The 13,292-nt window shown below is 39.5% G+C and carries 16 protein-coding genes; all 16 read right to left on the bottom strand.

The window, feature by feature from the left end; genetic code table 11:
- Window positions 1–122: 122 nt before the first annotated feature.
- A complete protein-coding gene (locus IC229_RS28895) occupies window positions 123–776 on the bottom strand; it encodes an Nmad2 family putative nucleotide modification protein (protein WP_190891467.1) in 654 nt (217 codons plus the stop codon).
- A gap of 6 nt (window positions 777–782) precedes the next feature.
- The gene (locus IC229_RS28890) at window positions 783–1,280 is read right to left on the bottom strand and encodes a TIR domain-containing protein (protein WP_190891465.1); all 498 of its coding nucleotides are present in this window, start codon (window positions 1,278–1,280) and stop codon (window positions 783–785) included.
- The gene (locus IC229_RS28885) at window positions 1,244–2,257 is read right to left on the bottom strand and encodes a nucleotide kinase domain-containing protein (RefSeq protein ID WP_190891463.1); all 1,014 of its coding nucleotides are present in this window, start codon (window positions 2,255–2,257) and stop codon (window positions 1,244–1,246) included. Before IC229_RS28885 ends, IC229_RS28890 begins: the two co-directional genes overlap by 37 nt.
- Before the next feature lie 42 nt (window positions 2,258–2,299).
- Window positions 2,300–3,187 carry a nucleoside triphosphate pyrophosphohydrolase family protein gene (locus IC229_RS28880; RefSeq protein ID WP_190891461.1) on the bottom strand — a complete coding sequence of 296 codons (888 nt, stop codon included), beginning with the start codon at window positions 3,185–3,187 and terminating at the stop codon, window positions 2,300–2,302.
- A 32-nt stretch (window positions 3,188–3,219) separates the two neighbouring features.
- A complete protein-coding gene (locus tag IC229_RS28875; RefSeq protein ID WP_223834250.1) occupies window positions 3,220–3,795 on the bottom strand; it encodes an SLOG domain-containing protein in 576 nt (191 codons plus the stop codon).
- Window positions 3,792–4,958: a toll/interleukin-1 receptor domain-containing protein gene (locus tag IC229_RS28870; protein ID WP_190891457.1), complete on the bottom strand. Its 1,167-nt coding sequence runs from the start codon at window positions 4,956–4,958 to the stop codon at window positions 3,792–3,794. The genes IC229_RS28875 and IC229_RS28870 overlap by 4 nt, the downstream gene beginning before the upstream one ends.
- Before the next feature lie 325 nt (window positions 4,959–5,283).
- On the bottom strand, window positions 5,284–6,795 hold the full coding sequence (locus tag IC229_RS28865; RefSeq protein ID WP_190891455.1) for an argonaute/piwi family protein: 1,512 nt from the start codon (window positions 6,793–6,795) through the stop codon (window positions 5,284–5,286).
- On the bottom strand, window positions 6,782–8,299 hold the full coding sequence (locus tag IC229_RS28860) for a toll/interleukin-1 receptor domain-containing protein (protein ID WP_190891453.1): 1,518 nt from the start codon (window positions 8,297–8,299) through the stop codon (window positions 6,782–6,784). Before IC229_RS28860 ends, IC229_RS28865 begins: the two co-directional genes overlap by 14 nt.
- A gap of 6 nt (window positions 8,300–8,305) precedes the next feature.
- Window positions 8,306–8,701, bottom strand: a complete 396-nt coding sequence (locus IC229_RS28855; protein WP_190891451.1) for a hypothetical protein — start codon at window positions 8,699–8,701, stop codon at window positions 8,306–8,308.
- A gap of 319 nt (window positions 8,702–9,020) precedes the next feature.
- The gene (locus IC229_RS28850) at window positions 9,021–9,302 is read right to left on the bottom strand and encodes a hypothetical protein (protein ID WP_190891449.1); all 282 of its coding nucleotides are present in this window, start codon (window positions 9,300–9,302) and stop codon (window positions 9,021–9,023) included.
- 413 nt (window positions 9,303–9,715) lie between these two features.
- Complete coding sequence (locus IC229_RS35475; protein ID WP_223834249.1) at window positions 9,716–9,883, bottom strand: hypothetical protein; 168 nt, start codon at window positions 9,881–9,883, stop codon at window positions 9,716–9,718.
- Window positions 9,884–10,242: 359 nt separating this feature from the next.
- The gene (locus IC229_RS35470) at window positions 10,243–10,467 is read right to left on the bottom strand and encodes a nucleotidyl transferase AbiEii/AbiGii toxin family protein (protein WP_223834248.1); all 225 of its coding nucleotides are present in this window, start codon (window positions 10,465–10,467) and stop codon (window positions 10,243–10,245) included.
- On the bottom strand, window positions 10,425–10,562 hold the full coding sequence (locus IC229_RS35465; protein WP_223834253.1) for a hypothetical protein: 138 nt from the start codon (window positions 10,560–10,562) through the stop codon (window positions 10,425–10,427). The genes IC229_RS35470 and IC229_RS35465 overlap by 43 nt, the downstream gene beginning before the upstream one ends.
- Window positions 10,559–11,287 (bottom strand): DUF6088 family protein, encoded by a 729-nt coding sequence (locus IC229_RS28840; RefSeq protein ID WP_190891447.1) that lies wholly within the window; start codon window positions 11,285–11,287, stop codon window positions 10,559–10,561. Before IC229_RS28840 ends, IC229_RS35465 begins: the two co-directional genes overlap by 4 nt.
- 93 nt (window positions 11,288–11,380) lie before the next feature.
- A complete protein-coding gene (locus IC229_RS28835; RefSeq protein WP_190891445.1) occupies window positions 11,381–12,562 on the bottom strand; it encodes an ATP-binding protein in 1,182 nt (393 codons plus the stop codon).
- Window positions 12,563–12,756: 194 nt separating this feature from the next.
- Window positions 12,757–13,248: a hypothetical protein gene (locus tag IC229_RS28830; RefSeq protein WP_190891443.1), complete on the bottom strand. Its 492-nt coding sequence runs from the start codon at window positions 13,246–13,248 to the stop codon at window positions 12,757–12,759.
- Window positions 13,249–13,292: the final 44 nt, after the last annotated feature.

Here is a 13,292-nt window from a genome sequence, read left to right as displayed (position 1 = left end):
TTTTCCAATTTATAATTGGAAAATTTTAGCCTTATTGAAGCTATAAACTCAGAATATACTAACGTATTATCTAGTTAAGTCTAATTAGCCTTTTAATTTAAAATCTTTCTAAAATTTATATTTTATTTGCGTACTGTAACAGTATTGTTTTTCACAGAATAAAAAGTGATCCCTTTATCGAAACCATATGGATTGTCAATAACTTGGTTTTTTTCATATTTAAACTCCTGATTTAGCCAGAAAATTATTTCTCTTGCGTCTTCAAGTGTAAAAGTTCTATGGCCAATGGCATTTTTGAACCCCAGTTGAGTAAGTAAAGATTTTGGTATTATCGGGGCCGATCTGCCGAAATAATAAAAATGATTAGAGATAAGAACTTTATTCGATTTTGTATCTCTGTTTAAATTATGAATATTTGTTGACCCGTCTGGATAACTGTGATGTGAATGAGCTTGGTTCCATTGACCATTTTCCTGTTGATAGTAAATATTGTCCCCTAGTAACATACGTTTGGTTCCATTAGGGACTGGTTTTTTATCATTAAAATGTGGATTGGTCCAGTATTCATTAAAAGTCACCGTCTGCGTAACCTTCATTGCGAAGATACACCTTCCAGTAGCTTTGAGCTTCCCCCCCCCTATACCAATTACCCAATCATCAGGTCTAGCTACGTTTCTTATTCTGGGTTTACAAGTTGCCAATGTACAAAAACCATGAAATGGGTTAGGAGCGAAGCCGTAATCACGGTCCACTACATACATATAGACGTTGGGCATCTGACATTAGCAAGTTGACGAATTCATCGCATATGGTGCTGGGCGCAAATAGCCGTCAGGAGTTTGGAATACATTTTCTCCATCAATAGCATTTTGGATGCTGTTAGTGTTCCAATTGACAATTGCAGAAGCATGATCTTTCAAACTTTCAGGTACATCGGCTTCCGTACCACCACGTAGGTACACCCCTACTATTCTTTTTCCTTGTCTGTTTGCTTCTTCGATCTCCCAATCCACCCAAGGCCGTGTGTGTGTGTACCTTCCAATCAAAACAACGACCGTTCCAGACCAAGAAATTTTCCGCCTAAGATAGCGCTTAATGACTTCGTCACTAACCCGTTTTTGCTTAAGACGTTGCTGGTTTTCCGGTTTAAGCTGACGCCATGAGCTATTTCTTATGTCATCTCCTCTTTTATGAAGTAAGTTCGTAACGTTATCAACATGTTCATCATCTTTATGGTGATGACTTATAAAAACGTGTCGACGTTTGCCTGAGTCAAGCATAGTGGTGTGAGTTTATGATTAATATTCCATTTAGGAGGGAAAAATAATGAAATAGGCCCTTTAGAAAAAGTATATTTTTGTTTTATTCTGGTTCGACCTGTTGAGCCGTTTAATTCAGGGCGGATGACTCTCAAATATTTGTCTACCTCACAAAACAGATTCTGACAATCAATTAACTGTAGCTTTCTTCCCCATAAAGTAGGCAGCACTAAGCCTAATCGTTCGCATTCCTCCTCTTGACTCTCTACCATTAATTTAATGATGTCTTCATAAGTGTAATCGCCAAGTTGATCGAAGCACTTCAGAATTCCACTCTTTGCCCCCGGACCAGCTACCACAAAATCCATTTCAGAGAAATTAATTATAGAGCTATAGTTCAAATCAATTGTATACTGAAATGCTAAAAAACTACCAAAAGATGGGTAAGACAGCAAAATCTTATATACCTCCTCTAAACTTTTAGCTTCGACTACCGTATCGCATACTCTATCTTTCATCATTTGCGCTAATAGGGCCAAATGATTAGTGTGTTTAAATTTATGTCCGAATACACGTCCAGCCGAGGGCATGATATATGCAGCGGAATAAATTGTGTGTCGATTTGCCATCCGTAATGTTAATAGATCATCGTACCTGGGAAGCGAGAATGATGAAAAGTGAACGTCACCAAGCTCCCGTTCAAGGTAGCGATACGTTTCAATCTTGTTAAAAATTTTGAATAGGATAGTCTTAAAAAATATTTGAGCTACGTCCTCTTCATTGTACTGTAAATCAATTAGATATTGACTTACACGGTCAGAGGCTCTGAAAATATTGGTGAATCGATTATCTCGGAGTGCTGAATCATCAGTCCAAGGGCCGTATGGGTTTGTCAGACGTTTGATAAAAATGTTGTGACGCTTAACAGCGAAATGCCAGTAGAAGCTATAAACTGCCGATTTTTTTGGTTTTGACAGCTTTATAAAGTGAATAGGCATGAGGAGGTTTAGTTAAAGCGGTTAACGTATTTAGCTTGATCGCTATTTACCTAAATATAGTAATTGCCTCTGCTTAGGGGAGACTAATACTTTTCCTCCCTTGTTTTCAACAATTTGGTGAAACACTCTATACGATTCAATAATCACCTTCTCCCATTGATATGAAGTCACCGACGACACTTCAAGATCGACAACCAACTGTCTAATACTATTAAGCAGCTCAGTATCAATTCTATCGCTTGCACGAAGCATCTTATTGCCTTTAGCATAGTTATAAATGATTAATGTAATAGCTTCCTCTGCCACTTGAGGTCTCCCCCTGTCTTCTGCATCTAAAGCGATGGGATCGCTCTTACGCTTAAGCTTCATTAAGTGCCTAAGCACGGGAGACCAACCTAAGAACGCCACGTGTCCTAAATGGAAGACATCATGATATCTGTAGTCGTTAGGCTCCCGCGAGTTATCTGTCAGAGGATCTCCTAATTCAATCGATTTACCAGTAGTATCATTCTCCCAAACCATCTTGACGGTCAAAAAGTATTCAGCCGGCTCTTCAATAAAATTGATGACAAATGAATCAGGGAATTGCTCTTCATATTTTTCATCAAAACGCGGGATATCCAACAGGTCGAGTTCTTTAAAGCGATCATATATCTTAAGCAGATTTTGTTGTGCAATATCTTCTAATGAAAAGTCATAGTGCGACGCGATGGCAGATATATACCACAATACGTCACCTAGTTCCTCCTGCAACTTCTCTTTAAAACTACCAAATCCGTCGCCATCTCGGATCAACTTCTTAAGCGTTGTTAGCACTGATCCTGCTTCACCTGCCAAGCCTAAATAACCCATGAAGAAGTTTTTCTGATCGGTTGAATTATATTTTTGTATTGTGGCTTTTGCTTTTGATTGGTATTCATGTAGGGTCATATCTTTTCAGATAGGTGAGGATTACAGTATAACTAACCAATTTGAATCAGACGACGAAACAATGAGAAATAGGAATACTCATTGCTGAGGCTCTCGGGTAAGCTTTCACGATTCTGATCATATAAAATTTTAGCTGCGGCACCTGTAGTAGCTAAAGGAAGAGCTAAAGCATGAGGATGAAATTGTCTAAATAGATTAAACTCAACCTCGACACCTTCCATGCCTCCTATAAAGACAGCTGCTGCATAAGAATGCTCTGAAAACATTTTTTGACGCATTATAGCCAAGCTTTCACTTTCGGTTTCTAACTGTGGTATGCGTCTAATTTTCGCAAAGGATTTGTTATCTTTTGGGAAATTCGCTTTGAAAAATAGGGATTGGTAAAGGATAATTCGTTCCTGTACATTAATTCCGATGCTCTCAGCTACCGCCCGGATCATCGGCGTAATTGCAGGGTGCCCACCCCAAATCAAAGTTGTTTTGGGAAGTATAAACGTGGCCAAAGCTATAACTGCCTCACGGATAGCCGTCACGTCAGCAGTCTGATAATAGATGGCATTCCTTCGTGGATCAGGAACGCTAGCTGACAAAAAAATAGCTTGCTTCATAGTCTTTTTAGCCATATTTCTGAATCAAACACGCGAATTGATTTCACAGGCAAATGGCTATCCAACCAATCCAAGTGCCTACACCATTGATTGCGAATCATTATATGATCATAAAGAAGATACGCTTCTGATATAGATTTGTCCTGAATAGCTTCTAACAACTCAGCAATTTCTTGATAACGTAGTGCTTCCGGTACACCCACTGTTGGTATAACGGCAACGGACTTAGCTCCTTTTCGAACAATAGCATATCGTTCCGCCTGTACTGTTAATTCTATTCCTAAGTCTTCAGCAACACGCCCGACATTGCCAACTATTTTACTATATCGCGCAGCTAACGAACGTGCTCGAAGGCTTTCCACTTCTTTACCGATTGCAAAAACAGCGGCATTTGTAAGAATATTATTATCTCCTTCCCCAGAGGTTTTGAAGTCGGTATCTTCAAGATAATATTTTTTGCATAGGGACGACTTATCATCAGGATTATGACTAGGCCATACTAATTGCAAGATACCAATTGACATGGCCGATGTGTTAGCTAATTCGTCACGAGTCCATCTACTGTCTAAAAAACCGGGGGTATCTAGGAGTACCACTATATCTGTATCACTCAAGCGATGCCATAACACTTCCTGAAAAGGCTCACCTGGCCTAATACTAATTGTGTCGATAAATACTTCAAAACCATTACGATGCAAATGTTCATAGAGTTGAATGGCAACTGCTGATGATTCCTGACGCCTATAACTGATGAACAACTTACGAGTTCTCCTTAGCAGGTTCAAAGCCTCCAAAACCATGTTGGATATTGCTTCAATACCTCCATTTTCATCGCTTAATAAGCTTCCATTAATTAGGTGTAATGAAGAAGGAGTTAATTGGTTGTAGCGAGTTAAATCTGTAACTACTGGAATGACTATAACTTCATCTTTTACTAGAGTGTTAATAGCATTAATTTCTTCATTACTGTGAAGCTTATTTGAACCAAAAAATACTGCAACTGTTGGCTGTATTTTTGACCGTTTGGTTACATCAGCAGCCTCTAAAAAAGCAATGTGATCTTTGACAGACAAGCCTATATCTCTAATTTTCTTGACCAAATCCTTACGAAGGTCTTTCTTGGGTCCATCGCCCAATATTACAATTTGATAGGACGCTGCCATCTATTGTTATTTTATAGTATATTTCTAAAATTTAGGATTATTGTACTGCAATTTTATAAAAAACTGAATCTCGATCTACTACTAATCCGATCAATAAATTCCTGAAGTTATTTCTTGGTGGTATGATTTGCTAGACATCTATGTACAAACATTTCATTGTTTACCCATAAATGACCTTATATATAATTTGTTTCTACAGCACAGAATATAATACATGCCAACGGATTATTCTCCTCTGTATTTTTACTCTAAGCTCAATACCTCTAACCTATATTCTTGCTTATAAAACTAGTTAAAACCTGGAACTAGATTTTACATTCATTATTTAAATATAGTATTTAAAGGGCAGAACTTTGAGATTTTCATGTGGGCCTGCTGTAAGTATTTCTCCAATTGTATCAGCGAACTTTAACGTTACAGGAACACCGTCAGCAAACTTGCATGTATTATAATTCAGTTTTGTTAAGGCAAGGACATCACGGCAAACAGTAAAAATATTTGTCTCTCCTCGCATAATCTGAATTTGAATCGGATTCGGTGTTTCTAAACCTACTACAGTTTGTAGACGTGGAATAAATCCTTTTGTCCAAAGATAGGCTGAGCGATGATCTTTAGCATATACAGTCCCTCGCATAACTGGAAATTTACTCTCTCGAAATAGTTTGAATGTATGCTCATGGGTAATTCTGATTCCTATCACTGATTTAGCGTCTCCTACTGCCTCTTGAAAACCTCCCCATTCTTCATCATTAAAGAATGTTCTACCATGAATAAATATCTCTCTCGGCACACTATTGTTGCTAGCTTTATAAGCTGATAAAGCTTTACTAAGTAAATCTTTTGCCGACGCCTTAGATAGATGATGTTCCTTTGTTTCAGGGTTATACCAAGGTCCAACGGCTCCTTTAAAAACTTGGCCGTCTCCAGAATCTAAAAACATTTGAGCGGCACAGCAAGCAATTTTGCGGTCTTGTTGGCGATCATCATTTTTAAAAACCAAACCAATGTAACAAACACCATCTCGAATGTCTGCTAGCTTCCATGGCGGCAGACCAGTAGCCTTATAATAAATAGATGTGGTTAAACTCCAGGCGATATCTGTTTCAAAATTTGGTTCTTCTTTAATCTTACCATTTTTTATTTGGGGCTCTTTCTTAGATATCGTTCCTTCACGAATAACTTGTGTTAAAATACCATGTGAAAGCAACTTAATTTTTAGCTGATCATGAAAATCCTTTTCATAATTATAGGCTAAACGCATGCGCTTAAGCGATTCATCTTCGAATAGACCTTCGTTAAGGCGAGTGTGAATATCTTTAATTCCTACGCTCAAGCTATTTTGAGTTTTAGGAACTTTAGACATTGGTCGGCATAACTGATAGACCATATCAGGGATAATAACAAACCAAAGGCTAACTGGTATCTCTACCTCTTGTTTATAACGAATTAATTCATCAACGTACAAATCAACAATATTAGCTATTCGAACATGATCGTCTGTGTACCGAAAGAGTAATTGCAATGTTGACGGATCTATGTTCAGCTCTACGTAATTCTGATTATCAAACTGTATCCCGTAAACTTCTTCAAAACCTGGGAAAAATGGTTTAGCTATATCTGACTTTGGATGGCTTACAGGCTTTTGTATTGTATTCATCCATCCTTTGAAGATTTTCATTCCATCCAAAGTGCCAATAATCCCAACTGAAAAATTGTTAGCTCGACTTTTATCACAAGGACCATATAATGTTAGGCCATCGCGTGGATCTGTTAGTTTTTGATTGTATGCAAATTTGAGTCTTGGCTCGGGTAATACTTTCAGCTTATATGGTTTCATAGTCTATATCATTAATGTCACCAGCAGTGAGATTTATATCTTCATTATGGAGACTATCTGACTCTAATTCAGACAATGCCCTTTCGGTGTCAAATGTATAAAAGTCTTCATCCATAAAGTCATCCTCATCTTCTGCTGCTTCAAGAAGATTCAAACGGCCTTCATCCTTAGGATCTTGGTATCCTTTCTCGCTTTTAAAAATAACCGGTGAGGCGGATAACCAAAGCTTTTCGTGACTTGTAATTGGAACTCCAAATGCTTTCTGGTCTTCCGTCAAACTTGCTAAAAATGCCAGTAACAAATCCCGCCATTCAGCATTAAACATTCTCTTTCCTTTCTTCCGACGAGCTGATCGAATGGAGTCTTTTTTCTCCCAAATTGTCATTCCATCGTCAGAAAAAAGTAAGTGAGCCTTAATACTTATTAAAGGGAAGGGTTGAATTCGCATTATAAAACTAACGCCATAATGCCATACAGCGGTATTGTTATAAGTCCCTGTTAATTGTTTTTTTCTTATTTTTGGCCCATGTAGATATTTAATTTTCTGATCAGTATTTTCTGTTTGTTGATAAAAATAGCATAGATTACTATTGGCCATTTCGTAAATTTTTAAACCTCGTTTAGCTAAAAAGTTATGTACTGACTGTTGAATAAGCTGAACTAAAAAATTGGACGCATCCTGTGTGGTAGGAAATGTCTCTGATTTATATTCTCGCTTTTTTATTTTGCGTATAGATATCTCTAAACTTTTCATTGTCTCAATTAAAATTGATCCAAATAATTCACTAGTTGTATTAATAACGTGTATGAGCGGTAGTTTTTCTTCAAAAGCTAAGATATATCTCTGATGTCTAGCAACTGGAAAATCCAGTTTTTCTTGAATATAACTAACTACTTGCTTTGCTTGCGCCTCAGTTGCGTACTCATGCAAAAACAATTTAGGAGGTAACTTTGGTAGCGCAACCCAGTTAGAATAGAATGTTTCTTCTTTATTAATTACAGTATTTGTGGTTGCAAAGCGATTTAAATACCAATGCTTTACTGACAATGGATTGAAGTCTTGAATTTTAGGCACTTTATCCTTATCTAACTTTCTAAGTAATGCTTTAAAACCATGAGCCCATGAGTTTTGGAATTGAATCATGGCTAAATTAGTCAGGCCTATAATGGCATTGCTGCTAACATCATCATATTTGATAGGAATAATAAAATCTTTTAATTTATTTGCCCGAGCAATAGATAATGCATAATCCCACTCATCTCGTACCCCATCCTTCATCACTGAAACTTGAGAGGCTACTAATAGCACTTTAACGGCTCTGGTTTGAAGCACTTCTTGAATCTCTTTCCAGAAATGTTCTCCACCATATATCTGTTCTAATTCGCACCAGACATCATAACCTTCATTTCTTAGCTTTGCGGCTAGCCAGAGCACAAATTCATTCTCTTCGGGTAAAGCATGACTGATAAATAATACTTGGCGTTGTTGAAGAGATGATGGCATACTTTGCTAATTTTTAAAAATCAAAATCAATAGCAAGGGCATTGTTATTAAGAAGCTATAAAAAACTATTATAGCTTGAGCGAAAAGCGAGAAAAACCAAGTATTATGCCCCTTAGCAAAATTGCTCGTATCCATTGTAAAGTCTGTATCAGATTCAGCGGCAATTTTTCTATAAAGACATCTATATTGTCTCTCCTTACTCAAGTAGTAACCGTCCAAAAGCCAAAAAATAATAGTAGATATGTAAGTTACAAACATGTATCGCTCATTTGCATCTTTAGCTGCTAAGGCAAATAAAGCAGCTACTAGCGTTACCGCCCATCCCTTTATTAAGAAGCAATTACTGTTAAAACGAGCAATTATATTTTGAATAAATTCTAAATGCTTCAGCTTATTTTCCATTATATTTTATAGTTGAATGTAATTTATACAAGAAAATTACAGGTCTATACAAAATGAATAAACATTTAGCCTCATCGTTTAACAGATTTATTGAGAAAGATAACAGTATTTCTCAATTACTCTAAAGCAATTAGATTGAAAGATCTGTTATTTTATTCAGTGCAAATCCCAGTGTCTAGAAAATAGATTTGACATTTATCGAATATCTAGTAAATCACTGAAAATTTCTTTCATCAACCTGTTACCATAAGAGCTTGTTGGGGATTTTTTATTCTGATTACCAATGCGTTATAAATTTACAGGATGCCAATAGGAATAATTAGAGGGGGTATCTACCACTGAAGTTCATAGTTTCTTTTGCCAATTCTTGCTTTAGAGCGTTTCCCAGGCAGTTAGTTAGCCCAAGTTCCATAAAACCAAATAAAATTTCCCAACACGTTCTAAAATCCAGCCCCTCTACTTGCATAGCTATTAGACTTAACTTAATTCGAATCCGATTCAATTCCACTCCGCTTTCCTGCTCAAGGCTCGATTCAAATACAATGAGATGTGTATTTTGCAAAATGACCCGTTTCATTTTATTGTCAACAGGCTCATGCATGTGATCATCTTTTATGAATGTAAGCTGATCAACAATGAGCGGGCTCAGGCCAATATTGCGAATATTAACAGCTACTCGTCCCTCATAGTCCGCTATATCAACCTAACCTAGTGGCCTGAGTGATTTTTCATTATGCACCCGTTGGAGATAAAGTTGATAAAACTTGGCCAGTAATGCCAGAATTGAAATAACAATAGCCAACATGCATCATCCCCTCCTAGAATGATAATCAAGTTACTTTGTGTTAATTGGCCGAATTAAAATTCGTTTTTCGCGTCAAGAGTTGGCTTTCCCGACTATCCAGTCTATTAATGCTAATCGTTCTTTAATTCGCTGCAAGGTTTGAAAGACCTGTTTGTCAGTCAGTAAATCACCAAAAACTAAATTTTTGAAATAGCTATTATATATACTCCTTATTTCTGGCCAAACACGGTCCAAGCCGAAAAATACCAATGCATCCGACTGATGCAGGTATAACCAGTCCTTGTTTTGCGAAAGCTGATTTCGTCGTCCTGACCTACTTTACGCAGTATCGCATTAAAGTGAGCTGAATCGAAAAAAGCCGAAATATCCTCTTGCATTAGCAGTTGGTGTAGATCATAAACGTGTCGAATCTTATTCCGCAATTCCACAAGTGGCTTTTCAGTATAGGAAAAACGAACTAAGCTCATGATCTTTTCTCACACGGTATGTGTTGGCGCTAGTATTCGTATGTCAAATGTCAACAAGTCATATTGGCGGGTTATTGCATCCTGCCCACTTGCCTGCATCATCTGATAAACAAATAAACTGACCCGTCCGGTTATAGTTGGCTCCAATGCTCCCAGACAACTCGATTCTAGGATGATTAGATCCCGCATTTGCCCGAAGTCACCCGTAAATACTCTTGAATAGGTATGATCCGCAAAACGGATCATACCCTTCTTGTTCGTAACTCCGATTACCTCGATTTCAGGGAGAATTTCAAAACAACATGACTAATCCCTTTTAGACGCTCTTTTAATTGTTTGGCCGACAAATAGGGTTTTCTGACAAGCATCAAGTCGATATCTTCGGAGAAGTGGTTGATAAAGGAAAAGCATTTGGATAGGGCTGTCCCGCCTTTAAAAATGGCAAACTCAGCTATGGTGCTGGTAAAATGCGCTGTAGGGCCAAGGCTACCCAATAATCCTTCTCCACATAAATTTCGGACAAATTCATCTGTTGAGCGATGATCGTGACCGCGTCGGCGAAAAGTTCAGGATTCTCGTGTAGGTTCATCGGATATTCCAGGCTAATGCACTTGTCAGGAGCGTATCGTCAATGCCTAAGTCAAACGTTGTGAGTGGATTAAGACTATCCGAAAGTTTACTGATCCCTTTCTTTGGGTTCAAGGCAGTCAACACAGCGCCTAGTAAGGCTCTAACCCGTGGCGGATAAGCCAACGCACAGTCGATCATTGCCTGACGTTGTGATTGGTTGAGCTGCCTTATCCTGTTTTTGAAAATGGCTACGGCATTTTTTATATCGATATCTGGGATTTGTTTGAGATCTTTCATTGCATCCAGAAAACCCAGCATCTGATAATTATCATCCGTGACGTCCACATAGCTTTTAACTGCCGTTGCTTTGATGGCGCCCACGTTAATAAAGATGCGCTGTCCTCGGCTGGCTATTTTTAGCACGGCTGGTACTTGGGTCGTCAGGCCCAGTTGGTTAAAAAGATAGTCGCCAGTAACGTAAGCGATTCGTTTGCCTTGTTTATATAGATAGGGTTTTAGCAGTTGCTGCTCATCCGGTTTTTTCTCGCCAAAAGGTGTGCGTTTGGGCTTATAAAATCGACCTTTTGCCAATTTGCGGATAAGACCTTTTTTCTGTAGGCGTTCTAATGCTTTGGCAGCAGATAGAAAATCCTGACGGGCAATTGCCAGTTCACTATACCCAAAGCTCATGTCCTCAGGGAATTGCTGGATCTGCTGCATGATCTTTGCCGAAACGGTGGTCATTCGTCAATGATAGCTTATGGCTTGATATTTGTCAAGTTTTTTGATCAAAAAACTTGACAAATGCAAAATAGTCTAACGGACCAACTCCGTTATTTACTGAATTTTGCGGAGTTCCTGCATCATATCGACCAGGGAGATCGCCGTCACATCTTTGGAAATCGGATAACGCTCTGTACCTGGATAAACCAGAAACCGATTAGTTGCGCCAATATCTTCGCAGCCCAGATAAAAACCTTTGGAAAGCGCAGGAGCCATCGAACGTTTGATCTCGATAGCGTATTTCTGCTGACTGTTTCGTTCGATAACCAGATCAATTTCCGCGCCCGCCGAGGTCCGGTAAAACCACGGGGTGGCACCCACGGGTAAGCAGGATAACAGGTTTTCCACAACGAACCCCTCCCAACTGGCTCCGACTACCGGATGGCCTAACAAATCATCCAAGTTCGTCAGGTTGAGTAATGCATGGGTAATGCCACTATCGCGAATATAGACTTTGGGCGCTTTGACGAGCCGTTTGCCGATGTTGCCAGACCACGGACGAAGATGACGGATCAGCAACAAGTCTTCCAGCAGTTCGATATAACGTTTGGTCGTCGGTATGCTAATACCAAGACTGGCGCCTAATTGAGCCAGGTTCAATTGAGCTCCTTGGTTATGGGCCAGCATCGTCCATAAAAGCCGTAAGGTCGTGGCTGGAATGCGTGGACCAAATTGTGGCACATCCCGTTCCAGATAGGTACTGATAAAGTTGAGCCGCCAGCGCAGACTGGCCGGATCGGTGTTGGCTAAAAAGCTGTCGGGTAATCCGCCCCGCAGCCAAAGCCTGTTCTGATCGCCAGTCTTTGGAGAAATGATTTCTGTAGCGGTTAAACCCGATAATTCTTTATAGGCGATCCGACCAGCCAGCGATTCGGAGGCTTGCTTTAAGAGATCAAGCGATGCCGATCCCAAAATGAGAAATTGGCCGGTTTTGTATCCCTGTCGGCGTCGCCGGTCGATGACACCCCGCAAAATGGCAAACAACTCCGGCACCCGCTGGATTTCATCCAGAATAATGAGCTGGCCTTTGTGCAACTCAAAATACGCTTCGGGTTCACGTAATTTAGCCTGATCCGTAGGACTCTCCAGATCAAGATAGACCGGATCGGGACTGAACGAGTTTGCAATAGTTTCCGCCAGCGTTGTTTTGCCGACCTGACGGGGACCGAGGACGGCAACAGCTGGGAACTCCTCCAGGAGCTGAGCAATTTCGAGTTGGGCTTCGCGGGTTATCATCCTTGCAATTATAACATGTAGTATTATAATTGCAAGGATAATTTTAAGACTTCGATAAAAAAGCCGTATAGGGTCCCTATTGGCCTTCAAGATTGTACGCTGGCAGGCTATCACCGTAAAAGCTTGGCTTATGGTGCGCTGTATAGAGCATCCAAAATGCCTACAACGAGGCTACTTATAGCATAAAACAGCCACTACATCTGCCCCTCTTTTAGATCATATCTTAAAAACCAGTGCAAATCGCGTTCGATGGTTAGTTTATTATTGTAGATGTCGCGAAAGGCGACTTTCAATCGAATGGCGCTTAACTGCTGTCGGACTCGTTGCCTATCTTCTTCTTTCTTTTCTAATCGAGTTTCAAAAATGACCAAATGCCCATTGGGTAAAATCACTTTTTGCACGGTTTCATTCACGCTAATAGCGGTGTAGGACTGGCGAACCAGATTCAGACATGGATCAATGGTAGTATATGTTTTGCCATCCTTCACAAAAAGCAGCTGGTCAATGAGCATCGGTCCCATGCCTTTATTTGTTACGTACACATAGAAATGACCCTGGCGGTCCTCCACATCAATTTGCCCCAATGGTTTGAGTGATTTTTCATTATGGATTCGTTGGAGGTAGAGTTGATAGAGAGTGGCCAACAAGGCCAACCACGAAATCACAACCGCTACATCCCCTGTCATTTTCAACCTGACCTTTCCCATCCACGTCTGACAAAAGGATACTC

It is taken from the genome of Spirosoma profusum, assembly GCF_014699005.1.
GTDB classification, from domain to species: Bacteria; Bacteroidota; Bacteroidia; order Cytophagales; family Spirosomataceae; genus Spirosoma; species Spirosoma profusum.
Note: the sequence above shows the minus strand (reverse complement) of the source record. Positions and strands in the feature narration are given on the sequence as shown.

Coding starts and splice junctions, on each gene's coding strand:
- IC229_RS28895 (WP_190891467.1), bottom strand. CDS start 776: ATGCCCAACGTCTATATGTATGTAGTGGACCGTGATTACGGCTTCGCT.
- IC229_RS28890 (WP_190891465.1), bottom strand. CDS start 1,280: ATGCTTGACTCAGGCAAACGTCGACACGTTTTTATAAGTCATCACCAT.
- IC229_RS28885 (WP_190891463.1), bottom strand. CDS start 2,257: ATGCCTATTCACTTTATAAAGCTGTCAAAACCAAAAAAATCGGCAGTT.
- IC229_RS28880 (WP_190891461.1), bottom strand. CDS start 3,187: ATGACCCTACATGAATACCAATCAAAAGCAAAAGCCACAATACAAAAA.
- IC229_RS28875 (WP_223834250.1), bottom strand. CDS start 3,795: ATGAAGCAAGCTATTTTTTTGTCAGCTAGCGTTCCTGATCCACGAAGG.
- IC229_RS28870 (WP_190891457.1), bottom strand. CDS start 4,958: ATGGCAGCGTCCTATCAAATTGTAATATTGGGCGATGGACCCAAGAAA.
- IC229_RS28865 (WP_190891455.1), bottom strand. CDS start 6,795: ATGAAACCATATAAGCTGAAAGTATTACCCGAGCCAAGACTCAAATTT.
- IC229_RS28860 (WP_190891453.1), bottom strand. CDS start 8,299: ATGCCATCATCTCTTCAACAACGCCAAGTATTATTTATCAGTCATGCT.
- IC229_RS28855 (WP_190891451.1), bottom strand. CDS start 8,701: ATGGAAAATAAGCTGAAGCATTTAGAATTTATTCAAAATATAATTGCT.
- IC229_RS28850 (WP_190891449.1), bottom strand. CDS start 9,302: ATGCATGAGCCTGTTGACAATAAAATGAAACGGGTCATTTTGCAAAAT.
- IC229_RS35475 (WP_223834249.1), bottom strand. CDS start 9,883: ATGCAAGAGGATATTTCGGCTTTTTTCGATTCAGCTCACTTTAATGCG.
- IC229_RS35465 (WP_223834253.1), bottom strand. CDS start 10,562: ATGAACCTACACGAGAATCCTGAACTTTTCGCCGACGCGGTCACGATC.
- IC229_RS28840 (WP_190891447.1), bottom strand. CDS start 11,287: ATGACCACCGTTTCGGCAAAGATCATGCAGCAGATCCAGCAATTCCCT.
- IC229_RS28835 (WP_190891445.1), bottom strand. CDS start 12,562: ATGATAACCCGCGAAGCCCAACTCGAAATTGCTCAGCTCCTGGAGGAG.
- IC229_RS28830 (WP_190891443.1), bottom strand. CDS start 13,248: ATGACAGGGGATGTAGCGGTTGTGATTTCGTGGTTGGCCTTGTTGGCC.